The sequence below is a fragment of the Acinetobacter sp. 742879 genome (genome assembly GCF_000588535.1).
GTDB lineage: Bacteria > Pseudomonadota > Gammaproteobacteria > Pseudomonadales > Moraxellaceae > Acinetobacter > Acinetobacter pittii.
The window spans coordinates 44,207-68,164 of record NZ_JFYC01000003.1 but is presented as its reverse complement, the minus strand read 5'-3'; the positions used below and the strand labels follow the sequence as shown (position 1 = coordinate 68,164).

The 23,958-nt window shown below is 38.7% G+C and carries 16 protein-coding genes; 12 read left to right on the top strand and 4 right to left on the bottom strand.

Features of this window, described 5'->3' with window-relative positions:
• Nucleotides 1–58: 58 nt before the first annotated feature.
• On the bottom strand, nucleotides 59–637 hold the full coding sequence (locus J690_RS09665) for a flavin reductase family protein (RefSeq protein WP_017385442.1): 579 nt from the start codon (nucleotides 635–637) through the stop codon (nucleotides 59–61).
• A 173-nt stretch (nucleotides 638–810) separates the two neighbouring features.
• Here J690_RS09665 and J690_RS09660 point away from each other — a divergent pair, with 173 nt between their 5' ends.
• From J690_RS09660 to J690_RS09620, 9 genes are all read left to right on the top strand, one after another.
• The gene (locus J690_RS09660; RefSeq protein ID WP_032035501.1) at nucleotides 811–1,587 is read left to right on the top strand and encodes a HesA/MoeB/ThiF family protein; all 777 of its coding nucleotides are present in this window, start codon (nucleotides 811–813) and stop codon (nucleotides 1,585–1,587) included.
• 58 nt (nucleotides 1,588–1,645) lie between these two features.
• Nucleotides 1,646–2,944 carry an ABC1 kinase family protein gene (locus tag J690_RS09655; protein WP_002119658.1) on the top strand — a complete coding sequence of 433 codons (1,299 nt, stop codon included), beginning with the start codon at nucleotides 1,646–1,648 and terminating at the stop codon, nucleotides 2,942–2,944.
• A 15-nt stretch (nucleotides 2,945–2,959) separates the two neighbouring features.
• Nucleotides 2,960–3,340 carry a dihydroneopterin aldolase gene (folB, locus tag J690_RS09650; protein WP_014207120.1) on the top strand — a complete coding sequence of 127 codons (381 nt, stop codon included), beginning with the start codon at nucleotides 2,960–2,962 and terminating at the stop codon, nucleotides 3,338–3,340.
• Nucleotides 3,297–3,734: a 2-amino-4-hydroxy-6-hydroxymethyldihydropteridine diphosphokinase gene (locus J690_RS09645; protein ID WP_032035500.1), complete on the top strand. Its 438-nt coding sequence runs from the start codon at nucleotides 3,297–3,299 to the stop codon at nucleotides 3,732–3,734. Before folB ends, J690_RS09645 begins: the two co-directional genes overlap by 44 nt.
• 258 nt (nucleotides 3,735–3,992) lie before the next feature.
• Nucleotides 3,993–5,702 carry a potassium-transporting ATPase subunit KdpA gene (gene kdpA / locus J690_RS09640; protein WP_032035498.1) on the top strand — a complete coding sequence of 570 codons (1,710 nt, stop codon included), beginning with the start codon at nucleotides 3,993–3,995 and terminating at the stop codon, nucleotides 5,700–5,702.
• Between the two features lie 8 nt (nucleotides 5,703–5,710).
• Nucleotides 5,711–7,750, top strand: a complete 2,040-nt coding sequence (kdpB, locus tag J690_RS09635) for a potassium-transporting ATPase subunit KdpB (protein ID WP_081405118.1) — start codon at nucleotides 5,711–5,713, stop codon at nucleotides 7,748–7,750.
• 13 nt (nucleotides 7,751–7,763) lie between these two features.
• Nucleotides 7,764–8,369, top strand: coding sequence for a potassium-transporting ATPase subunit KdpC (gene kdpC, locus J690_RS09630; protein WP_032035495.1), 606 nt, complete (start codon nucleotides 7,764–7,766; stop codon nucleotides 8,367–8,369).
• A gap of 38 nt (nucleotides 8,370–8,407) precedes the next feature.
• Nucleotides 8,408–11,062: a sensor histidine kinase gene (locus J690_RS09625; protein ID WP_032035493.1), complete on the top strand. Its 2,655-nt coding sequence runs from the start codon at nucleotides 8,408–8,410 to the stop codon at nucleotides 11,060–11,062.
• Nucleotides 11,063–11,073: 11 nt separating this feature from the next.
• Nucleotides 11,074–11,790, top strand: coding sequence for a response regulator (locus tag J690_RS09620; RefSeq protein ID WP_016145792.1), 717 nt, complete (start codon nucleotides 11,074–11,076; stop codon nucleotides 11,788–11,790).
• Between the two features lie 77 nt (nucleotides 11,791–11,867).
• Here the strand turns inward: J690_RS09620 and J690_RS09615 are convergent, their stop codons facing one another.
• Nucleotides 11,868–13,292, bottom strand: coding sequence for a glutamine synthetase family protein (locus J690_RS09615; RefSeq protein WP_032035491.1), 1,425 nt, complete (start codon nucleotides 13,290–13,292; stop codon nucleotides 11,868–11,870).
• A 405-nt stretch (nucleotides 13,293–13,697) separates the two neighbouring features.
• Between J690_RS09615 and J690_RS09610 the strand changes: the two genes are divergently transcribed.
• Nucleotides 13,698–14,246, top strand: coding sequence for a DUF2799 domain-containing protein (locus J690_RS09610; RefSeq protein ID WP_017398502.1), 549 nt, complete (start codon nucleotides 13,698–13,700; stop codon nucleotides 14,244–14,246).
• Between the two features lie 44 nt (nucleotides 14,247–14,290).
• On the opposite strand, the gene coq7 is transcribed toward J690_RS09610, so the two are convergent.
• A complete protein-coding gene (coq7, locus tag J690_RS09605) occupies nucleotides 14,291–14,926 on the bottom strand; it encodes a 2-polyprenyl-3-methyl-6-methoxy-1,4-benzoquinone monooxygenase (protein WP_032035489.1) in 636 nt (211 codons plus the stop codon).
• 3 nt (nucleotides 14,927–14,929) lie between these two features.
• On the bottom strand, nucleotides 14,930–16,252 hold the full coding sequence (locus J690_RS09600; protein ID WP_081405117.1) for an MFS transporter: 1,323 nt from the start codon (nucleotides 16,250–16,252) through the stop codon (nucleotides 14,930–14,932).
• Between the two features lie 166 nt (nucleotides 16,253–16,418).
• Here J690_RS09600 and J690_RS09595 point away from each other — a divergent pair, with 166 nt between their 5' ends.
• Together J690_RS09595 and J690_RS09590 are read left to right on the top strand one after the other, a co-directional pair.
• Nucleotides 16,419–19,154 (top strand): autotransporter assembly complex protein TamA, encoded by a 2,736-nt coding sequence (locus J690_RS09595; protein ID WP_032035485.1) that lies wholly within the window; start codon nucleotides 16,419–16,421, stop codon nucleotides 19,152–19,154.
• A 26-nt stretch (nucleotides 19,155–19,180) separates the two neighbouring features.
• Nucleotides 19,181–23,689 (top strand): translocation/assembly module TamB domain-containing protein, encoded by a 4,509-nt coding sequence (locus J690_RS09590; RefSeq protein WP_032035484.1) that lies wholly within the window; start codon nucleotides 19,181–19,183, stop codon nucleotides 23,687–23,689.
• Nucleotides 23,690–23,958 lie beyond the last annotated feature (269 nt).

Here is a 23,958-nt window from a genome sequence, read left to right as displayed (position 1 = left end):
AAAAAACCGCAATTGTTATGCGGTTTTTTGCAATTAAATGAAACTCGCTTTTTAATGATTAAATTTGAGCTTTGACTTCCTCACCAATCAAATAAAAAGTTCCACCTGCAATATAATGCAGGCTGCGAAGTTCTTTCGGCGCATCTTGAAAGTGCCAGTGCCCATCTCTAAAAACGCGGCTATCTGCCCATGCACCTACAACAGAACCAATAAATAAATCATGAGCTGACTGATTATGTGGTTCTGGAATAAGTTTACAGACAAGCCATGCAATGCAACCTGATACAAGCGGGCTGGTAAGGCCTTCTTGATAGAATAGCTCAACACCGCAATGCTCAAGTTTTTCTGGATCATCCAACTTACTAATGGTTCCAAGTTGATGAGTCAGATCGAGCTGTGCATAGCAGGGAACTTGTAGTGTGAAATAGCCACTTTGCTCAACGAGTTGTCGGGTTTTAGTGCTTTTGTCGAGAACTACGGACACTTTAGCTGGTTTGAACTCTAAGGCACATGCCCAAGCGGCAGCCATCACATTGCGGTCATCACCATGTTGTGCAGAAACAAGCACAGTTGGGCCATGATTTAATAAACGATAAGCTTTTTCTAACTCTACAGGTGCAATATATGATTGCGTCATATTTAGCCTAAGTAATAAAGAAAATAGATATTTCTATTGTTGCAGAAAGCTTGATAGATGCAATGTTGATAAATAAGCTTTATTAGAATAAAAAAGTTGTTTCTATTTTATAGCTTTCCTAATGACGAACTTAGTCATAAAATCATTTGGCTTCTAAGTGAAAGGATTAACGTGTGACCGAGCTTCAAGATATCGATTTTGTAGAGTTAAGTGATGAAGAAATGTATCTCTATAGCCGTCAGATTTTACTTGATGGATGGGATATTGAAGCTCAGGAAAAACTCAAACTTGCCAATGTACTGATTGTTGGTGCTGGCGGAATAGGATGTAGTAGTGCAGAGCTACTAGCGCGAGCAGGGATTGGGAAAATTACACTGATTGATGCAGATACGATCGAGATAAGTAATTTACAACGACAAATCGCATTTGGTCATGAAGATGTTGGTCGCTATAAAGCAGAAATTCTAGCTAAACGGTTACAGAAAATTAACCCTTATATCTGTGTTGAATACTACAACGAACGTTTAGACGAACATAACATTGATAGACTTGTTGAACACCAAGATGTGGTTTTAGATGGCTGTGATAATTTTACAACTCGCTATTTGGTAAACGCAGCTTGTAAGAAACATCAAGTCGCATTAATTAGCGCTTCAGCAATTGGTTTTCAGGCGCAAATGTTCATGGTTGAAGGAGATTCAGCTTGTTATGAATGTCTTTTTCCGAAAGAACAGCATACCAATGAAGGGCTGCGCTGTGCAGAGTCAGGGGTACTTGCAACCACTCCTGTAATGATAGCGTCATTACAAGCACATCACGCTTTGCTGTATTTAGGTTTAAATCGTGTACCTTTAAAGCAGAAACTATTATTGTGGGATGGCTTAAATATGACACAACGTATTGTTAGTTTTGATAAAGATGTAAATTGCCCACTTTGTCAGGCAAGCTAATCAGTAAATTAAACAAAATTTGCTACACTCAACCTGAATGATTTGGTTTTGAAGAAATATGAAAAAAAATATTTTGTTTGATGGGCTGCGTTCAGTCGCCCGCATTGGTGAAACAGCAGTGGTTGCGGCCAAAGCTGGAATTAAATACGCAACTGAAAAACCAAGTAATGCCAAACTCATGCGAGAGACTTTTGAGTCACTTGGTTCAACTTATATTAAGCTTGGTCAGTTTATTGCGAGTACGCCATCGCTTTTCCCGCGAGAATATGTAGAAGAATTTCAAGGTTGTTTAGACCAGACACCAACACTCCCATTTAGTTATATTCAAGGTGTGCTTGCATCTGAGTTTGAAGGGCGCGATTTAAGCCAGATTTTTAGCTATATCGATGAAAAGCCATTAGCTTCTGCATCAATTGCTCAGGTTCATGCAGCTAAACTGACGACAGGTGAAGATGTTGTTATTAAAGTACAAAAGCCTGGCGTTGAAACCATTTTATATACAGACTTAAGTGTGGTGCATTGGGCTGCCAAGCTACTTGAACGTGCAGTACCAAAGATTAAATTTGCTGCTCTTTCTGAAATTGTTGATGAAATTAAAAGTCGTATGGTTCGTGAAGTCGATTTCATTGAAGAAGCACAAAACTTAGATGATTTTGTGGAATATCTTAATATTTCACAAAATAAAGCAGCGACAGCACCTAAAGTTTATCATCAGTTTTCTACACGTCGTGTCTTAACTATGCAACGTCTATATGGTGTGTCTTTGACAGACTTTAGTGTTGTAAAACAATATGCTAAAGATCCTTCGCAAGTACTGATTACTGCCATGAATACATGGTTCGGTAGTCTCATGCTGTGTAAGAGTTTTCATGCTGATTTACATGCTGGGAACCTAATGTTGCTTGAAGATGGGCGTATTGGTTTTATTGATTTTGGTATCGTCGGCCAGTTAAAACCTGAAGTTTGGACTGCATGTATTGCATTTATGGATGCCTTACAAAAAACTGATTATCAGGCAATGGCTGAAAATATGCTGAAAATGGGTATGACCCATAACAAAATTGACGTTCAGGTGTTGGCTCAAGATCTAGAACGTTTGTTTAATGGCGTATTAATGGCCGATCCGCAACAGATCTTGTCTTCAAATCCAGCCGATTTAAATGACATCATGATGGATATGGTAGGTGTAGGCGAACGCCACGGGATTAAATTCCCACGTGATTTTGCTTTATTATTTAAGCAAATGCTTTATTTCGATCGTTTTATGCGCGTACTCGCACCATATACTGATATTTATGCAGACCAGCGTTTGAAAATGGTTCAAAATATGGAACCTGCTTCGTTATTAAAGCACTAAGGTCAGTTTAAGTTTATGGATGCCATTATTATTGAAGGCTTGAAAGTTGAGACAGTGATTGGCTGTTTCAACTGGGAAAGACAAATCATTCAACCTTTAATGTTGGATTTAACCATCCATAATGATTTGAGCCGAGCAGCAGAGTCTGACAAGCTTGAGGACACTCTCAACTATGCGCAGATTTGTGAGTTATCGGCTCAAGCCATTCAACAAGCTAAACCTGAATTAATCGAGCATGCAGCAAATTTGGTTTTACAATGTTTGTTTGAAACCTTTCCATCAATTGAAAAAATTACCATAACCATCCGTAAGCCAGCCATCATTGCAGAAGCAAATGCTGTAGGAATTCGTCTTGAACGCACCAGAAACAATTTTTGCGCTCGCCCTAGCGAGTAATTTAGACGCAGATCAGCACTTTACTTTTGCTTATACGCAATTGGCAACATTGGGGAAAGTGCAGTTTTCATCTGTTTATCAAATTCCATGCCGAGATGGTATTGGAGATGATTATTGGAATTCGGCATGTCTATTAAAAAGCAATTTATCGTGTGACCAAATTGAATCTTTTCTAAAGAAACTTGAGTCAGATTCGGGGCGTGTTCGTCCGTCGCATCATATTTCTTTAGATGTAGATTTGATTGCATGGGGAAGTGATCTGGACCATATGCAATTTAATTCTAAAAAGCTACCTTTGGCACTCGATGTAAAAATTCCTTTATATGAACTTTGGCATTGTGAAACCTTAAAGGTTGATAGCATGATTTATCCAGTCGTTAATTTTAAAGTTTAATACCCTTCAAACTAAATTTTACGCAAACTTTACGCGGGCTTTGACTTCCTCAATAGAGAATTTACGGGCATTTTATCGATACTGAAATTCACTAAATTAGTGTTATTTCAGGACAATAAAGATGCTTATAAATTCTCAAATGCGCATCTTGCATCAGTCTGGCATTGTCTTATGCGGACTTAAAACAAATGATATTTCTCCATCTCTCCTTATTTCCAGTTTGGCAAATCAAGCCAAGGGGTATAGAGGAGAATAGCCATGTTAGAACTTATACTTGTTTTATTTATTGCTATTTTTCTAGCATGGTGCCTCAGTAAATATCTATCCAAAGTGATGGCAAATCAGCCGATGTGGGGTGATGGATTATTTCGTTGGATTGAAAATCCTGTATACCGCTTATTAGGTGTATCTCCACAACAACAAATGAATTGGAAACAATATTCTCTAGCATTTGTTGTGAGCTGTATTTTTCTTGCAGTGGCTATTCTTGCTATTTTTATGACGCAAGCATGGCTACCATTAAACCCGAACCATGCACCAAATATGAGTTGGGATTTAGCGCTACACACTGTTATTTCATTTTTAACAAACACCAACCAACAGCATTATTCTGGTCAGGCTCAATTATCTTATTTGTCGCAAATGACAGGTATTGTGGGCTTGCAAGTCATTACTCCAATGATGGGACTGGCTTTGGTGGTCGCGACCTTAAGAGCTTTTTTTTATCAACGTCCAAGCCATATTGCAGCCGATGTTGCCGAGCAGCCAGATCAAATTTTAATTGGTAACTATTGGGCGGATGTAATTCGTCCTACAGTTCGCTTTTTGCTTCCACTCTGTTTTGTCTGGTCTTTATTGCTTAACAGCCAAGGTGTGCCAGCAACTTTCCAGGGTGGGCCAGAAGTACAGCTTATTGATAAAGCCAATAGCATTGAAACTCAAAAAATTCCTTTAGGGCCAGTTGCACCAATGGTAGCGATTAAGCAATTGGGCAGTAATGGTGGTGGTTGGTATGGTCCAAATAGTAGTGTGCCTTTAGAAAATCCGACACCACTTTCTAATTTATTAGAAATGATTGCGATATTACTTATTCCAATCACAGTCATTTTTATGGTCGGGCATTTTACTCAGCGTAAAAAATTTGCCTACTTTGTCTTTGGCAGCATGCTTTTCATGTCGATTATTTCAGGTGCAGCGGCTGTCTGGTCTGAGAGTATGTCATCGACAGCATTTCAATTTGCCGTAATGGAAGGTAAAGAACAACGATTTGGACCAGCAGCATCAGCAGTTTGGGCAGCGCTTACTACACAGGTAAATAACGGCTCGGTCAATATGATGCATGATTCTTCTGCACCGCTTACCGGTTTAGTCGAACTCATTAACATGCTGATTAATGCCATTTGGGGTGGTGTGGGCTGTGGTCTGCAACAGTTTATGATTTATCTTTTACTCGCAGTATTTATTGCAGGTTTAATGACAGGTCGTACCCCTGAATTGTTTGGGCGCAAGATTGAAGCGGCAGAAATTAAGTTGCTCGCGATTATTATCTTGATTCAACCTTTAGTCATTCTTGCATTTACCGCATTAAGCCTCAGCATTCCAGGCATATCTGGAATTAGTAATCCGGGACCACATGGGATTAGCCAAGTATTCTACGAATATGTCTCTGCATTTGCCAACAATGGTTCAGGTTTTGAAGGTCTTGGAGACAACACTGTATGGTGGAATGTCACTTGTAGTATTGCTCTTCTTTTAGGACGTTTCCCGACATTAATTTTGCCATTAATGATCGCAACACGTTTAGCAGCAAAAAGAAAAGCACCTGAAACAGCAGGTAGTCTTCAGGTTGAAACTCCAACTTTTGCTTTAACGCTGATTACGATTGTTGTGTTGCTTACCTTATTACAATTTATGCCAGTTCTTGTCCTTGGGCCAATTGCCGATCAACTTTTGTTGGTTAAAGGCTAAGGAGGCGAGTGAAAATGAATACACAATCTCATGTAAATAGCCATAAACAAACCATGGCAGTGCCAAATTTTGAAGTTTGGAAAAATGCATTTGTGAAACTGCTACCGCAGCATGCAATTAAAAACCCTGTGATGGCAATTGTATGGCTTGGAACAGTGGTTACAGGCATTAGTACAGTCTTGGGTTACACCACGCTGTTATTTGGTTTCGCAGTTACAGCAATTCTGTTTATTACCATTTTATTTGCTAACTATGCTGAAGCAGTTGCAGAGGCCAGAGGTCGTGGACAGGCATCTTCATTACGTGCAGCAAGAGAAAATTTAACAGCTCGAAGACTCAACTCTTTGACAGACCGTCAAGCGACTCAAGTTGCAGCGACTGAACTTCATTTAAATGATTTCATTGAAGTACATGCAGGAGAGCTTGTTCCAGCTGACGGTGAGATTGTAGAAGGCTTTGCAACTATTAACGAATCGGCTGTTACAGGTGAGTCTGCACCTGTGCTACGTGAAGCTGGAACAGACCGTTCAGGTGTTATTGGCGGAACCAAAGTTCTTACAGATCGTATTGTTGTGCAAGTGACTGCTGAATCTGGTCAAAGTTTCTTAGACCGTATGATTGCTTTGGTTGAAGGTTCAAATCGCCAGAAAACTCCGAATGAGATTGCGCTTGGCTTCTTGTTAATGGTAATGACAATCACGTTTTTAATTGTCGTGATTAGCTTGCCATTTATTGCCAAGTATTTGCATATTGAGCTTGATCCAGTTGTGCTCGTGGCGTTACTGGTCTGCTTGATTCCTACAACCATTGGTGGTTTGTTACCTGCGATTGGTATTGCGGGGATGAACCGTGCACTCAAAGCCAATGTTTTGGCGAAATCAGGTAAAGCGGTAGAAGTTGCAGGTGACATTGATGTGCTTTTACTCGATAAAACAGGAACCATTACCTATGGTGACCGTCAAGCGACCTCATTTTATCCTTTAACTTCGGTAACTGAGTCTGAGTTAAGAGTGGCTGCTTGGGTAAGTTCACTTGCCGACCCAACACCAGAAGGGAAATCGATTGTTAAGTTAGCAAAAGAACAAGGTTTAAAACAGCAAGAACCTGAGCAAGCTGAATTTATCTCTTTTAGTGCTTCGACTCGAATTTCTGGCGTGAATTTACCGAATGGTGACCAAATTCGTAAAGGTGCTTTAGATGCAATCTTGAAGTTTGTAGATGAAGATTATTCTCAAGATTTAGAGTTAAAAGCACGTGTTGAGCAAGTTGCCAAAAAAGGGGCAACACCATTGGTTGTCGCAAATCAACATCATGTATTAGGTGTGATTGAACTCTCTGATGTAATTAAACACGGCATTAAAGAACGTTTTGCTCGTTTAAGAGAAATGGGCATCAAAACCGTTATGGTTACAGGTGATAACCCATTAACTGCGGCCGCGATTGCTGCTGAAGCTGGTGTAGATGATTATATTGCCGAAGCAAAACCAGAAGACAAATTAGCTTGTATTCGCACCGAACAACAACAAGGTCGTTTAGTTGCAATGGTCGGTGACGGAACCAACGATGCACCAGCATTAGCTCAAGCCGATATTGGCTTAGCCATGAATTCAGGTACACAAGCTGCAAAAGAAGCTGGCAATATGGTCGATTTAGACTCAGACCCAACCAAACTACTTGCTGTGGTCGAGATTGGGAAACAGCAGCTGATTACCCGTGGCGCTTTAACAACATTTTCGTTGGCAAACGACGTCTCTAAATACTTTGCCATTTTGCCTGCATTGTTCGCTGCTGCGATTCCACAAATGCAAGTATTGAATGTAATGCACTTGGCAAGTCCAAACAGCGCGATTTTATCTGCATTAATTTTTAACGCGATTATTATCCCGCTATTAATTCCAATCGCACTACGAGGCGTCAAATTTAAACCTTCAACTGCAACTCAGTTATTACGTCGAAATATGTTGATTTATGGTGTGGGCGGTGTGGTTCTGCCATTCCTTGCCATTAAAGCAATTGATGTAGTGATTGTTCAATTATTTGGTTTGTAATCTGGAGTTTGAAATGAAAACTTATGTACAAAATTCAGAAGCAAATTTGGGTCAGACCTTAAGAGCATCTTTGGGATTATTAATTTTTACCTTAGTTGGCTGTGGTGCTGCTTATAGTGCGATTGCTACAGGTGCGGGACAGGTGTTATTCAACAATCAAGCGAATGGTAGTTTGATTGAAATAGATCATAAAGTTTTAGGGTCAAAATTAGTTGCTCAGCCATTTGTTGGAGAGGCTTATTTTCATCCACGTCCTTCAGCAGTCGCTTATGACCCGATGGCGATAGCAGGTACAAACTTAGCGCGTACTAATCCTGAGCTACAGCAACAAATTGATGCTCAGATTCTTGCGGTAAAAAAACAAGATCACACAGGTAATACACCTATTCCAAGTGATTTGGTGACTAAATCTGGTAGTGGTATTGATCCGCATATTAGTCCTGAATCTGCTCAGTTACAGGTTGCTCGAGTGGCTCAAGCTCGTCATTTAGACCCTAAGATTGTGGAAGAGCTTTTGCAAAAGTATGTTGAACCGAAGCAGTTTGGTGTATTGGGGCAAGCTCGTGTTAATGTATTACAGCTCAATATTGCTTTAGATCAATTACAATCTACACATTAACTTAAAAATAAAGTTGTTAGTTTACCGGATGATATCAAGTGCAAAGCAATCGCGAAAATCAGGCTGAGGCCTTATTAAATCATGTCAACAGATATCAAGCCGGTCGACTAACGGTCTTTCTTGGTGCGGCACCTGGTGTAGGAAAAACTTATGCCATGCTTGCCCGCGCCAAAGAATTATTTCAACAGGGCACAGATGTTGTTGTTGGTATTGTTGAAACCCATGGAAGAATCGAAACTCTAAAAATTTTGGAAGGGTTGCCTCAGATTGCTAGAAAAGAAATGCAATATCAGGGGCATATTTTAGAAGAAATGGACTTGGATGCTATTTTACTTAGGCATCCGCAAATCGTTTTGGTTGATGAATTGGCTCATCGCAACGTTCCAAATAGTCGTCATGAACGACGGTGGCAAGATGTTAATGAGTTGCTAGACGCAGGTATTGATGTATTTACCACTATAAATATTCAACATTTAGAAAGCCTGAATGATGTGGTCTACCAAATTACGGGCATTCGAGTAAATGAAACGGTGCCAGATCGGGTATTTGATCGTATTCGAGATATTCGCTTAATTGATTTACCCGTCAGTGAACTCATTGAAAGGCTCCATCAAGGAAAAGTCTATGTACCAGAGCAAGCAAATCTGGCATTACAAGGCTTTTTTAGCATTTCAAATTTAACGGCATTACGTGAACTGGCAATGCAATGCGTTGCTGAGCATGTCGATTCAGACTTAAAAGAGAGTTATACCTCAAAGGGTTTGAAATCTATATCGTTGCAAAATGAATTGATGATTGCGATAGATGGGCAAGGCTCTTCTGAATATTTAGTGCGAGCAGGCTGCCGCTTAGCAGAACGTAATGGGGCTACATGGACTGTAGTGAATGTTGCTAAAAGTCTGGACTTTGGACAGAGTTCAGTGAGTTCTTATAAAAAAGAATACATTGAGATTGACCGTGCGTTTGAGCTGGCTCGGCAACTCGGTGGTCGAACAGAAGTCTTATATGGGCATCGAGTTGCGTCAGTGTTAATGGATGCCGCCGTTGACCGAGGAATTTCGAATCTAGTCATTGGCAAAAGTATTTCGCCGTGGTGGTTAACGTTATTTAAGAAAAATTTAGCTCAGCAATTATTAAATCAAGAAAACTCGATTGCTTTAACCATTTTGCACCCAGAACAGGGCACTAAAAAGATTAATCAGCTTGAAAAGCCTTCATTTTTATCATTAAAAGAAAGCATTTTTGTTTTAGCTGTGACGTGCGGTAGCATTTTTCTAGCTCACTTCGCCGAAGTTCTATTTGGTATTGAAGACTTCTCTGTCATTTTTATTATTTCTGTTTTAATTGTTGCAACTAAGACCCGAATGTTAGCTGCAGTAGTGGCAGCCTTAATATGTTTCTTAGCCTATAATTTTTTCTTTATTGCCCCGCGTTATACCTTTCAGATTTCAGCACACCAAGGGGTAGTCACCGTTGTGGCTTTTTTTGCAGCAGCTTTAATTGCCGGGCGTTTGGCCTCTCAATTACGCCAGCAAGTTTTATCTTTAAAAGCTGCCAATGCCTACACTACGGTAATGCAAGACTTGGCACGTAAGCTTTCTAGTGCTGTCAACCTTGAAGAAGTCATGCAAACAGGACGTATGACTTTAGAAACACAACTTCAAACTAAAGTGTGGATTTCTATTCGAGATAAGGTAATTTCATCTGATATTGAGCTAAATGATAAAGAAAAAGTAGCCGCAGAATGGTGTTTGAAACACAAGCAGCCATGTGGGCGTTTTACCGATACTCTGAGTCAGTCAAACTGGTGGTTTTTACCTCTTTTAGAACAAAAAAATAGCCTAGGTGTTGTGGGAATTTACTTTAAGGATGAAGTGGTTTCCTTAAATTTTGAGCAAAAAAAATTGACTGAAAGTGTAATTGAGTACATTGCACAGGCAGTACTTCGAACCCAATTGGTGAATGAGCTTGAACAAGCAAAAGTCACCAGTGAAACAGAGCGCTTACGTTCTGCTTTATTATCTTCGGTATCGCATGATTTACGTTCGCCACTTGCTTCTATCATTGGCGCAGCAGACACGCTTGCTAATTTTAAAGCTGATATGTCAGAACAAGACCAACAAGATCTGCTTGAAACAATTCATTTAGAAGGTGAGCGTTTAGACCGTTATATTCAAAACTTGCTTGATATGACCCGTTTGGGCCACGAAGGTCTAACTTTAAAAAGAGATTGGATTGGGGTAGATGAATTAATTGGTTCGGCAACTCGCCGTTTAAAGCGTTATAAACCAGATACACAAGTGGTCGTTCAGTTACCTGAGCAACCGATTAGTTTGTATGTTCACCCAGCATTGGTAGAACAAGCTATTTTTAATGTTTTAGAAAATGCTGCAAACTTTTCACCTCCAGATGAACCAGTCATGATTCGTACTCATCTTTTGTCAGAAGATGAAGTAAAAATAGAAATTGAAGATAAAGGTGCAGGAATCCCTGAAGACGAAAGACACCGCATTTTCGATATGTTTTATACTATGGAGCGTGGAGACCGTGGAAAATTCGGTACAGGTTTAGGGCTAACAATTGTAAAAGCGATTATTGGTGCTCATATGGGTACAATAGAAGCATTTTCAGGGCGCCAAAATAAAGGTACTTTAATTCAAATCAAATTACCCATTCATCCAGTAAAAGAATAAGTTGTAAATTCATGATAAGTCCAGAAACATCACCTGTAGAAACACGTATTGTGATTATTGATGATGAGCCTCAAATCCGTAAATTTTTAGACATTGCTTTAAGAACTCAAAAATACAAAACCACACTCTGTGAAACGGGTTACAAAGGCCTAGAGGCATTGGCAACCCAAGGGGCTGATTTGGTTATTTTAGACTTAGGCTTACCTGATTTAGATGGGAAAGAAGTCCTCCAAGAATTACGTAGCTGGTCGAATGTTCCCGTTATTGTGTTATCTGTACGCGCTGATGAATACGAAAAAGTTGCTTTGCTAGATGCTGGTGCAAATGACTACATGACCAAGCCTTTTAGTGTGCAAGAGCTTTTGGCGCGCATTCGTGTCATCTTAAGAAATCAACCGATTCAGCAAGAAGCACATGTGTATGACGATGGTTATCTCAAGGTTGATGTCATGCAACGTTTAGTTTGGATCGAGCAACAACCAATTACTTTAACTCGAAAAGAGTTTCAACTTTTGACACTATTAATGCGCTATCAAGGGCAGCTTTTAACACAGCCTCAGCTCTTAAAAGAGCTATGGGGACCCACCCATCAGGAAGATACGCACTATTTACGTATTTTAGTGGGCAAGTTACGCAGTAAACTCGGGGATAACGCGATTCAGCCACGCTATATTGCTACTGAACCTGGTGTGGGATTACGTTTTTTAGCTAAACAGAAAAATCATTAATTAGATATAAAAAAAACCTTAGGGTATTTCTCCCTAAGGGTTTGCAAAGTGGTTTATAGTTTTTTTGCTTTTTTTATTTATATATCCCAATGTTGTTCTGCTTCAGTCATTTGACTATAAATGTTTTGATATTCAGCCTGTTTAACCGTGTACCAATGTTCTACAAAGTCTGCCCCTAAATACCCTTTTAAAATAAGACTTCCTTTAAATATTTTTAAGGCTTCCGGCTGATTATTGGCTAATAAAATGTGCTCGTCTGGAAATTTTAAAAGATGTGCAGGTTTTGGTAGCGGTAACTTATGAGATAAGCCATAAGACGCGCCCGCTAAAATAGTCGCTATAACGAGATAGGGGTTACAGTCAGCTCCAGCAACACGATATTCTAAGCGTTGATTTTGTACATCTGAGCATGGAATTCGGATTGCAACATTTCGGTTGTTAGTATCCCAATTGGCTTCTAATGGCACGTGATGACCAATTTTAAAACGTCTATAAGAATTAATATTAGGCGCTAAAATCGCCATAGATGCAGGCATTAACTCAATTAGGCCACTAATCGCGTTCAATAATTTGGCTGAAAGCCCATCTTTTTCTACTTCTGAACTAAATATATTTTCATGGTATTGATTAAGCATACTCATATGAAAATGCATGCCACTGCCAGCCTTTGATAAGTTGGGCTTTGCCATGAAACAAGCGGTTAAGTCATGCTTTCTTGCGACTTGTTTTACAATTCTTTTTAAAGCATTAATTTGATCGCAGAGCTTTAAAATATCATGGCTGTGTTGAAGATTTAATTCGTATTGTCCAGGGGATGATTCCGCAACAATAGCGGTAATTTCAATAGATTGAAGTAGGGCTGCTTTCTCAACTTCATCTAGGACTTGCTGATAGTTATTTGGCGCATCTATATCGAAACATTGGTTTTCTATGCAGGTTTCAGACTGATGATGAGGTGAGAAAAGGTAAAACTCTAGCTCGGCAGCCATGATAGGGAAATAATTATTAGTATGTAACTGATTTAATAATTTTTTTAATATATTGCGTGGTTCATAGCGACAGTCTGAACCATCTTCTTCTTGCATGGATAGGTAAAGCTGAGCATTTAATTCTGGGGATAAGGCACTTGGTTGCAAGCTGCCTAAAATGGGCAGGCAAAGTCTATCTGGTTCACCAATATATTTTCCCAAGCCTGTTTCTTCAATCACTTTTCCATCAAGGCTCATGGCATAAACAGAAAGAGGAAAATAACATCCATTAGATAGATTTTTCAGACTCTTAACATCAATACGTTTGCCACGAATATGCCCGTTTAAGTCATGTAGACAAATATCAATGTGCTGAGTGTGAGGATATAAACTTAAATATTCATCAACTTCTTTTAAAAAAAGATCTGATTGGAAAGTACCAGATTGTGTCGGAGGAATAAAATTATCTGATATTTTAAATGCCTTAAAGTGAGGATCTTTTAAGTTTAAATTTGGGTAAATAAGCGTACTCATTATAAAAAACCTTGGTGGTTATTTAGCTAAAATCCTAACGTAGCCTTTGACGTTAATCTCGTAAAAAAAGAGTAAAATGATGAAAGGTTTTTTTATGGGTTTTATTGTTTTTATTTATTAATAATCAATGTTTTGAATCTAATTTTTATAATCAATTTTTAAAGTAAAATTAGCGTATAAGATCAGTTGGCGCATTATAAAATTCTACTGATTTCTCTTTTTAAAATTAAACAAAGCTAAAAATTTAAGCTCCTCATTTGGTGAGATGGCCAAACTGCTTTAAACTTAAATGCTTATCCAGTTAAACATTTATTTATAAATCTTGAATTGAGCAAGGCTTATATAGTACATGTACTGGAATTTTATTTTTTGCGTTTTTTAATTTTATTTTTGAGTTTTCTTAATATGAAAAATATCGGTTTAGCCATTTTAGCAATCAGCCTTTCAGGTTGTGCTGCAATGAGCGTAGAAGAATGTAAGACTGCGAATTGGTCATTAGTGGGTGAGAAAGATGGTTCAAAGGGGTCTTCGCCACGTTTAGATCAATATTATAAAGCGTGTGGAAAAGCCAATATTGTTCCAGATCAAAAGTCATATGAACGTGGGTATAAAGAGGGCTTAGGGTATTATTGCCAGCCATCAAATATTTTTTATAACGCTTTAGAGGGTAACGGCAATATTAATGTATGCCCAATCGAGCAGCGTAATCGTTTAAGACCTTATTATCGAGCAGCTTCCGATTACTACAATGCAAAAAATGAATATGACCGTTATGATGAAAAGTTTAAGCAATATTCTGATAATGCTTATAACGAAAAATTAAAGCCAGAAGAGCGCGAACGCTATCGTAAACTTTTAAGAGAATTACAAATTGATCGTGACCGTATTAACAGAAACTATTGGAACTCAATTCGAGATATCGAACGTTTCAAATATGATCACGGCTTAAAATAATATTTTAAACAGGATTGATCTGAATGAGATCAATCCTTTGGTTTTTAAAGATAATAACTGGTTTTTGTCATTAACTTTGAAATAGCAGTCATCGTAATTTTTACTGTATATGGTAATTCAACACCGCCTGCTTCAAGTGCAGTATGACGGTGATGCAATTCATCTTCATTCATTTGCTCTAAAATTTTACGAGAGCGTTCATCTTGAGCAGGTAATTGGTTTAAGTGATCTTGTAAATGCAGACTAACCTGACGTTCAGTTTCAGCAACAAAACCTAAGCTATATTTATCACCTGCAATACCGGCAAGGGCACCCATGCCATATGACAACCCGTACCAGATTGGGTTTAACAAACTTGTATGACTGTTTAATTCTTTTAAACGATCTTCACACCAAGCTAAATGATCTTGTTCTTCAATCGCTGCTTGTTGCATTTCTTGGCGTACATTTGGCAATTTCGCCGTTAATGCTTGCCCATGGTACAGTGCTTGAGCACATACTTCACCACTGTGGTTAACACGCATTAAACCTGCGACATGGCGAGCATCTTCTACACCAAGTTTTGTTTCTACTGTTTCAGCTGGATTTTGACGCTGTGCTGCTGTTGCACCCGGAACAAGACTACGCAATGCCTGATCAAATGAGTTAATAAGTTGATCAATTCCAGTATAGTGGCGCATAAATTAGTCCTCTAAAGAAAGGTGGGCTGTGGCAAGCATTGGTTTTAGTCTAGCGAGAAGCCAGATACTAAAGATTGCACTAAGTACAGCTGTAATAATAAATAGTATTTTAATATCAATTTTTAAAACACTTAAGATTAAGATTGAAAAAATTGCAGAAGAAACCATGAATACAGCATTTAAAATGTTATTCGCTGCAACAACACGTGCACGATGTGAACGTGGTGAATAAGCCTGCATCATGGCATATAGGGGAACAATATAAAACCCGCCACTAATACCCAATAAAGTCACCGCTAACATTACGTGGTAGTAAACCCAGCCTTGGGTAAAAACATCTTTTAAGGTAAGTAATGCCCCAGTTCTTTCTGGTACAAAAGCTAAACTGGCAGCAAGGTAGAGCGCAAAAACAGTAAGGCCAATTGCACCAATCGGCACCATTTTAATATTAATTTCTGAACCACCAATTTTACGGCAAAGAAGAGAACCCACACCAATACCGACTGAAAAGAAAGTCAGTAACAGGCTAACGACATTTTCTGATGCATGAAGGTTTTGCTGGGTAAGCTGCGGAATTTGAGTTAAATAAGTCGCGCCATAAAACCAGTACCATGAGTTGCCTAGCAAAATTGTGAATACTAACGGTAAGCTTTTGGCATATTTAATGGTTTGAAAGCTGGTACGGATGAAATTCCAGTCAATCTTTAAGTCAGGTGCAGCAACTTTTTGCGGCAAAATGAAGCGACTAAATAAATAGCCTATGCAAGCAATAGCCACTACGGTGATACTAATCCACAATAAATTACCATCTGATGAGGCAATTACGGCGCCACCTAAGATCATCCCGAACAAGATCGCCATGGATGTGCCGGATTGAAATAGCGCATTACCAGACATTAACTCGTTCGGTTTTAAGATTTCAGGCAAAATTGCGTATTTAATCGGGCCGAAGAACGTCGAATGTGTACCCATCAAAAATAAAGCAAAAAGAAGTAGCCATAAGTTTCCTAACAGGAAACCTGCAGTACCGATGAGCATAATGATGATTTCTAAAATTTTAATACCACGGACGAGTTGAGATCGTTCGTATTTGTCGGCGATTTGTCCAGCTGTGGCTGAAAAAAAGAAATATGGCAGAATAAACAAGAGGGCTGCCAAATTATTAAGAGTACTTACGGGAGCAGATTGTTGCTGAATCCATCCATAAGTAATCACCAATAATAAAGCTTGCTTAAAAACGTTATCATTTAATGCGCCAAAAAACTGGGTAAAAAACATCGGTACAAACCGACGTGAGGTCATCAGGTGCTCATCTTGTTTCATCATGTGCAAACTTCATTGTGTTTTATAAAAAAATGTGACCGAGTGTTAATTTGCATCGAAAACCATGTATGATATTTTTAACGCTTGATTAAATGAAAAATCAATGGTTTTGAGTGAGTTTTACACTCACATTGGTGCGTTTTATTAAAAAATAAGTCTAGAGTTTTCTATGCCTTCTAAAATTAAGTTTAAACAGTCAACTCTCTCACATTCTATGCATTTAATTTTAAAAATGCAGGGCATTCCTAAACTTATTTGTAGCAGCTTGTTGTTAAGCGTTTGCGTAACGCCAAGTTTTGCTCAAACTTCTGTTGAGAATAGTTCATCAACAACTTTAAACCAGACAGTATCTGATGAGTCAACTGAACAATCAGCTCAGGTTAACGAGCAATATACTGCTCCAGTTACAGATATCGCTACACTTGTAACCCAAGCTCAGCAGCAACAAGATAGCTTGGCTATATTGCAACAACAAGAACAATTTCCAAATCAAATTGATGAATTTAAGCCAATTACTCTTGATAATCTTGAAGATTTACCCGATATGCCTGTTGATCAAAACATGGCAAATGAAATTTATAGGGTAGCGGAAGAAGCGAAGAATGAAGCACAGAACTTTCAAAATGGGACTCAGAAACTCCCTGAAGTTACTGTAAGCGATGCAACTCAATCTGAATTAAATCAAATTAATCAGGCGCCAGTAAATATCGATCAGCTTATGCAAGAGATTAAGTCTGATAGTAAGATTGTAGTGGAAGCCAATGAGACTGGAAAAACACTACCTGAATTGACACCAGAGGCCGAAGAACCACCTGAGCAAGCTGGTTTCTTTAAACGTATTTTAAATAAAGTACGTCCGCCGCGTGCAATTCCGATGGAACAAGTACCGCGTATTAGCGCAGAGGTAGAAGGCGCTTCAGATGTGTTAGCTAAAAATATTAAAGGTAAGCTTTCAACATTTACTCAAGAATCTTTTGAAGACTTTAATGCTGCTTTACCGCAGCTTAGAACATTAAGTAATCAGGCTGCTCAAGCTGTTGGTTACTATAATGCTGAGTTCCGATTTGAAAAATTAAGTCCGAGTCGTGTTCGTGTCAGAGTGACACCAAATGAACCAGTACGAATTAATGAGCAAAATATTGAGTTTACAGGTCCAGGCGAAAAGCAGCCGCAATTTCAGGTTATTCGCTTAGTTCCTGATCAAGATGTTGGTGATATCTTTAATCACGGTTTATATGAAACCACTAAAACCCGTATTGTCGATGCAGCATCTGATAACGGTTATTTTGATGCTTATTGGCGATTGCATGATGTAAAAGTAAGTCAACCAGAAAATAAGGCCGATATTAATTTACGCTACGAGACAGGTGAGCGTTATAAATTAGATAAGGTCGAGTTTCGTATGAGCGATCCTTCGAAACCTTTGCCATTAAATCAAAATATCTTAGAAAGTATGGCGCCTTGGAAAGAAGGTGATGACTATGCTTTCTGGCGTGTAAATGTGCTCGCGAATAACCTAACCAACTCGCGTTATTTTAATTACACATTGGTTGATAGCATTAAGCCAGATCCAATTGAAAAGCCACTTGAATTACCGCCAGATTTACAAGCTTTGGTCGATGAGCAAAATATTGATGTTGATGAGTCTAATTTACTTTCACCAGAACAACGACAACTTGCAAAAGCTCGTCAATTAGCGACATCCAATAAAGAAGTTACGCAAAACGTAGTCGATGAAAAACAGTTTGCCGGAACACAAAATGCAAAACAGGCAGAGCCTCAAACTGCGATGTTGCAAAGTGCCGCAGCTCAGCATGATGAACAGGAAACTGAACAGGATCGTTTACAAGCTCAAGCACGTGAAACAAAAAGAATTCCAGTTATTGTGACTTTAAATGCTGACAAGCTAAATAGTTTGGAAACTGGTATTGGTTATGGAACCGATACGGGGGCGCGTTTACGTAGTCAATATCGCCGTTCTATCGTAAATAAATATGGTCATTCTTTTGATGCCAACTTAGAAGTTTCTGAAATTCGTCAATCGATTGATGGTCGATATAGTATTCCTTATAAACATCCGTTAAATGACTATTTTAATATCGTTGGCGGTTATGAGCGTGAAACACGGGATGATATTGGTCCGGATGTAAGCCTGTTAACCGAATCTGCTGTTGTGGGCGGGGAGCGCGTAATCAAACGTCCATTAGGTAATTGGCAACACACTATTGGTGTTCGTTATCGTTTAGACCGTTTGACCCAAAAAGGTAATGTTGATATTTCTGAATTACCAGATGCTTTTAAAACAGCTGCATCTGAGCAAGAAGCATTATTGTTTAGTTATGAAACATCTAAAACTTCAAGTAATACACGTTTAAACCCAACAAAAGCTTTTAAACAAACTTATAAATTAGAATTAGGCAGCGAGAGTTTACTGTCTGATGCCAATATGGCAATTGCGAGTGCAGGCTGGAGATTTATTTATTCTCTAGGTAAAAATGATGATCACCAATTTGTTGGAAGATCTGACCTTAGTTATATTTTTACAGATGACTTTGACAAAGTTCCATACAATCTTAGATTCTTTACGGGTGGTGACCAAACGATTCGTGGATTTGACTATAAAAGTCTTTCTCCAGAAGTAGATGGATATAAAATTGGGGGCCAAGCTTTAGCTGTAGGTTCTTTAGAATATAACTATCAGTTCAAAGATGGATGGCGAGCAGCTATTTTCTCTGACTTTGGTAATGCTTACGATAAAGATTTCAGTAATCCAGCAGCTTATAGTGTTGGGGTCGGAATTCGCTGGAAGTCTCCAATTGGGCCAATCCGTTTAGATGTCGCTTCGGGTATTTCAGATGAGAACCATCCGATTCGTTTACATTTCTTTATAGGCCCACAACTTTAAAAATAAAATTTTATTAGGTTTATTTTATGGCGGAAGTAGAACAGCAGCCCACTTCGGCACCAAGCTCTCCTAAGAAGAAGCGTCGTATTTTGCGTAGCTTCTTGCTGACGATATTGATCATATTGTTATTATTGGCTTCTTCGTTAGTCATCATGATGTCAACGGATCGCGGAAGCCGTTTTTTATTAGATCGGGTTTTAGAAGCTCAGAAAATAATTAAATATGAATACGAAGGCGGGAACTTATTGCGAGGCATTATTCTCAAAAATGTGTTGGTGCAATTAAAAGACGTTGATGTTTCATTAGATCGAGCTGATGTAGGCTTAGGGTGGCGCTCTTTATTATTAGAAAAAGAAGTGCATTTAAGCCATGCAGATGTACGCAACTTACGTATTATTAATAAAACTCCGCCCTCTGGTAAACCGTTTGAATTTAAACCAATCAAATTGCCATTCGTTTTACGTATAGATGAAGGTGATGTTGATCATTTAGAAATTAAGTTAGCAACCTCAGATGTAAGTTTTCATGATGTCCATTTGCAGGATGCACTTTGGTCAGAGACCAAACTGGAATTTGAAAAATCTAGTATGGATATGGGCTATCTTTCAGTCCATAACGCAACAGGTAAAATGGATTTCAGTGGTAAATATCCATTAGATGCCACAGCAGATTTAAGAATCCCATCTTTAAAAAGTCTAAATATTCAAAATATTAAAGTGGCTGCTCGGGGAAGTTTAGATACTATAAAAGCTGGGGTTGCAACAACCACTCCCGATCTATTAACAGGTTGGGTAATATTGCATCCTGTTCGCGATGAAGTTCCAATGCAAGGTGAACTATTATTAAAAAACTATCATTTACCTTTGCTTCAAGAACAAAAACTCTTTGCAAAAAATGGCGTGATCAAGTTTCAAGGTGATATTAAACAGCTTAATTTGGCACTTGATACAGATTTAAAGGGTGAGAATTTACCTGAAGGCCAGTACAACGCTTTAATGAATACTGATTTAGTTCATCAGCTTAATATTACCGATTTCAACGGCCAAGTTATGAAAGGTGCCGTTAATCTTAAAGGTCTGGTGAATTGGAAAGATCATGTGACTTGGGACATCAAAGGTCGTTTAGATCGCATTAATCCTAAAGACAAAGCGATTCCTCAGGTGGTTCAAGACTTTTTACCGCCAAGTTTAGATGCTGCTATTGCTTCAACTGGTTCTTTGGAAAAAGGCACAGAAGTATTTGCTAACGTTGATTTTGACCGTTATGAGTCTTGGAAACTCAAGCTTAATCAGGCGCCTGAAAAAAATAATAAACCTCAACCAATGCTCATGAATGTGGCGTGGGCGAATATAGACCGTGCAATGCCTTATATTGGATGGTTAAGTAGTGATAATGGTCAAGTCGATTTAACATTACGTGACGGTCAACAAGATATTAAGGTTGCTACAAAAGTATATCAGCATGAAAAAACTTTATTGCCAGCAGGACAATATCTAGCCAACCTGAATGTTAAAGATAATATCTTAAATGTTCCTAATTTTAGTTTTGCTGCTGAAAAAGGTAGCTTAACAGGTCAGGCTAAAGTTTTATTACCTACTGAAAAACGACAGCTGGCTTGGAATGCTTTATTAAATGCAAAAGATTTTAATCCGCAAAGTATTCATGCAGCAGCGCCGGTCAATCTATTAAACGGTTCGATTAAGGCAAATGGTTTCGCTAAACCAAACCAGCAAATTATTCAGTTTGAGAAAATTGATTTAACTGGTCGATTGGCTCAAGCAGGTCAAGAAACTGTAAGTTTAGGTGGAAAAAGTACAGCAGCATTATTATTTCATGATGTTAAAGCTGGGGGCGGTTTTAAAGGCTTTGCGGTTAATTATGACGGGTCTTTAAAAGCCTTAAAACAGGCAAATGGTTTGTTGAAGTTTTCTATAGCGGGCACGCCAGATTTTATTCGAATTAGCCAATTACAACACGATGGTGTGGCTGGAAAAATCTATGCTACTGGTTCTGTCAATTTAAAAGACCGCATTGCATGGGATATTAATAGTTCATTAGTACGCTTTAAACCTCAATATTTTGCCTCAACTGTTAAAGGTGAAATTTCAGGAAATCTGAAAACTCAAGGGGTTTGGTCTGATCACTTGAAGCGAATTAATATTCAACAATTGAATCTTGCAGGCTTTTTAAATAATAAACCTGTTCGGGGTAAGGGTAATCTATCTCTATTGATGGATTCTAATCAAAATGGCTTTTTACCTCAGCAATTTGAAGCGAATAACTTATTTTTAGTGTATGGACAGAACCAGCTACAAGCTACTGGCAATGCACAAAATCTAAAAATTAAGCTGAATGCGCCAGCACTCTACGAGTTATATCCGGGACTGCGCGGTCGAGCTTATGGTGATTTGAATGTTCAATCACAACCACGTTTAAAAGCAACAGCGAATATTGCCGTAGATAATTTTGCTTTTAATACACTTGTAAGTGTGAAGAGATTGAGTATTCAGGGTGAGCTTCCAACATCGGAAACAACACCGACTCAATTAACCGCAAAATTAAATAATCTACGTAGCGGAAATAGAGAAATCCAGTCTGCTGAAGTGAATTTGACAGGAACAAGAAAAGCACATTTATTGAAAGTACTTGGCAATAATAGTGTTTCCAAGTTCTATGTTCAGTTGGCAGGTGGATTTAATCAAAAGAATGATTGGTTAGGTCAAATCCAGAAAGGAAGTTTTGATTCACGACGAATTCGTCTGGCACAAAATCAAAATGCTCCAGTAATTTTTTCTTCGGCGAAATCTGAGCTATATGTGGGCCAACATTGCTGGCAAAGTACCAATAGTCAGCTCTGTTTTGATCAGCCTGTCCGAGTGAGTAAAGCACGAGGTAATATTTCTTTTGTAACTCAGAACATGGATTTAAGCGACTTCGCGGCATTTATGCCAGAAGGCTTAGCGATGACCGGACAATTAAATGGTTACGCTAAGGCATCGTGGGCAAATGGTGGTAATCCAAAACTTGATGCACGTTTAATTACGCGTAAAGGTGAAATCGGTTTAGCTGCTGAAGATCCACAAGATCCTGCAACGACTTTGGCTTATGATGAGTTAGGGGTGATTGCAAAAAGTGTATCAGAGGGTTTGTTATTCCGTATTGATGTGAAAACACCGGATATTGGTACGGGTTATGCGAATGTTATTATCAACCCATTCCAGTCGTCAATGCCAATGCATGGTGAAGTGGCCTTTAATGATGTTCAATTAAAAGTCTTGAAACCATTTATTCAAGATGTTCGCTCAATGAGTGGGACGTTAGCCCTGGCTGGTAAAGTCAACGGTACATTAACTCAACCTCAATTTACTGGTGAAATGCGCCTGAAAAATGGTGCGATCAGTATGATTTCTCTGCCAGTAAATCTAACCAATGTTCAGGTGTATTCATCAATTCGTCAGGATATGGCAACAATTGATGGGGCATTTAACAGTGGGCAAGGTGTAGGCTTGCTTAAAGGTAGTTTTGAGTGGAAAGATGCCCCACGCCTTCAATTAAATCTTAAAGGTGATAATTTACTGGTACGTCAAGCGCCATTAATTACCGCAATTGCCAATCCGAATCTGACACTTGATATGTATCCTTTTGATAAGCGGTTAAGCTTAAAAGGATCTGTAGATGTTCCTCGTGCACGTATTTCAATGCCAGAAACAACTGCTCCAATCATTAATACCTCATCAGATGTTCGCATCGTGCGCCAAGGTCAAGCCCCACTTGCATTTTTAGGAGCCGCTAAACCTTGGGATATTCGAGCTGATATTTCTGTTAATATTGGAAAACAAGTTATCTTCCAAGGCTTTAACAGTAATATTCCGTTAGTTGGTCGTCTAAACTTAAGCCAACGTGGCTATGAGACTGCAATGAGAGCTAACGGAGCGATTGGTGTTAGCCAAAAAGTAAAAATTGAAGCTTATGGACAAAGTCTAGACTTGAACCGAGCAATTGCCCGTTTTAATGGACCATTGGCTAACCCGACTTTAGATATCGATGCGAACAAAAATGTTCAGGGAAGCATGGTTGGCGTACGTGTTACAGGTACTGCGACATCACCAAACATTCAGGTCTATAACGATGCAGGTCTATCTGAGCAAGAAGCATTGAATGCGCTTGTTACTGGTCGTATTAATGAAGGTTCGAGTGGCTTGAGTAATGCAGAAGGTTTTAAATCTGATGTAAACAACACCATTGCTGCTGCGGGTATTAGTATGGGCTTGGGTGGTACACGTGCTTTAACTAACCAGATTGGACGTACGTTTGGTTTGAGCGGTTTAGCTTTAGATGCACAAGGTACAGGTGATGATACACAAGTGAGTTTAACGGGTTATATCACACCAGATCTGTTTATTCGCTATGGTGTTGGGGTGTTTACTCCTGTAAACAAACTCACTTTACGTTATCAAATGAATCGACGTTTATACCTAGAAGCAAGTCAATCTCTAGAAAGAGCAATCGATCTTTTCTACAACTGGCGCTTTTAGTTAGTTTAAACCAATAATGAATGAATTAAGAGCTCACTATTGTGGGCTTTTAATTTAATAACGCCTTCATAACATTTAAAAAAGTTTAGTATTTATGATTTAAAGTATCGCTTCTCTTAAGAGTAAGGAAGCCTTGGATAGGTATTGATTAAAGAAAATTCACTTGAAAATTGCTGTTTTATAAATTAGTTTTCAGAAACATTAAATGAAATTAGATTGATATACCTTGTTGATAAATGCAAATAAGGTGGGTTTTTTCAAGGATATAG

What these genes read in the sequence shown, in the direction of transcription:
- J690_RS09665 (WP_017385442.1), bottom strand. Translation starts at nt 637, where the DNA reads ATGACGCAATCATATATTGCACCTGTAGAGTTAGAAAAAGCTTATCGT.
- J690_RS09655 (WP_002119658.1), top strand. Translation starts at nt 1,646, where the DNA reads ATGAAAAAAAATATTTTGTTTGATGGGCTGCGTTCAGTCGCCCGCATT.
- folB (WP_014207120.1), top strand. Translation starts at nt 2,960, where the DNA reads ATGGATGCCATTATTATTGAAGGCTTGAAAGTTGAGACAGTGATTGGC.
- kdpA (WP_032035498.1), top strand. Translation starts at nt 3,993, where the DNA reads ATGTTAGAACTTATACTTGTTTTATTTATTGCTATTTTTCTAGCATGG.
- kdpC (WP_032035495.1), top strand. Translation starts at nt 7,764, where the DNA reads ATGAAAACTTATGTACAAAATTCAGAAGCAAATTTGGGTCAGACCTTA.
- J690_RS09620 (WP_016145792.1), top strand. Translation starts at nt 11,074, where the DNA reads ATGATAAGTCCAGAAACATCACCTGTAGAAACACGTATTGTGATTATT.
- J690_RS09615 (WP_032035491.1), bottom strand. Translation starts at nt 13,292, where the DNA reads ATGAGTACGCTTATTTACCCAAATTTAAACTTAAAAGATCCTCACTTT.
- J690_RS09610 (WP_017398502.1), top strand. Translation starts at nt 13,698, where the DNA reads ATGAAAAATATCGGTTTAGCCATTTTAGCAATCAGCCTTTCAGGTTGT.
- coq7 (WP_032035489.1), bottom strand. Translation starts at nt 14,926, where the DNA reads ATGCGCCACTATACTGGAATTGATCAACTTATTAACTCATTTGATCAG.
- J690_RS09600 (WP_081405117.1), bottom strand. Translation starts at nt 16,252, where the DNA reads ATGATGAAACAAGATGAGCACCTGATGACCTCACGTCGGTTTGTACCG.
- J690_RS09595 (WP_032035485.1), top strand. Translation starts at nt 16,419, where the DNA reads ATGCCTTCTAAAATTAAGTTTAAACAGTCAACTCTCTCACATTCTATG.
- J690_RS09590 (WP_032035484.1), top strand. Translation starts at nt 19,181, where the DNA reads ATGGCGGAAGTAGAACAGCAGCCCACTTCGGCACCAAGCTCTCCTAAG.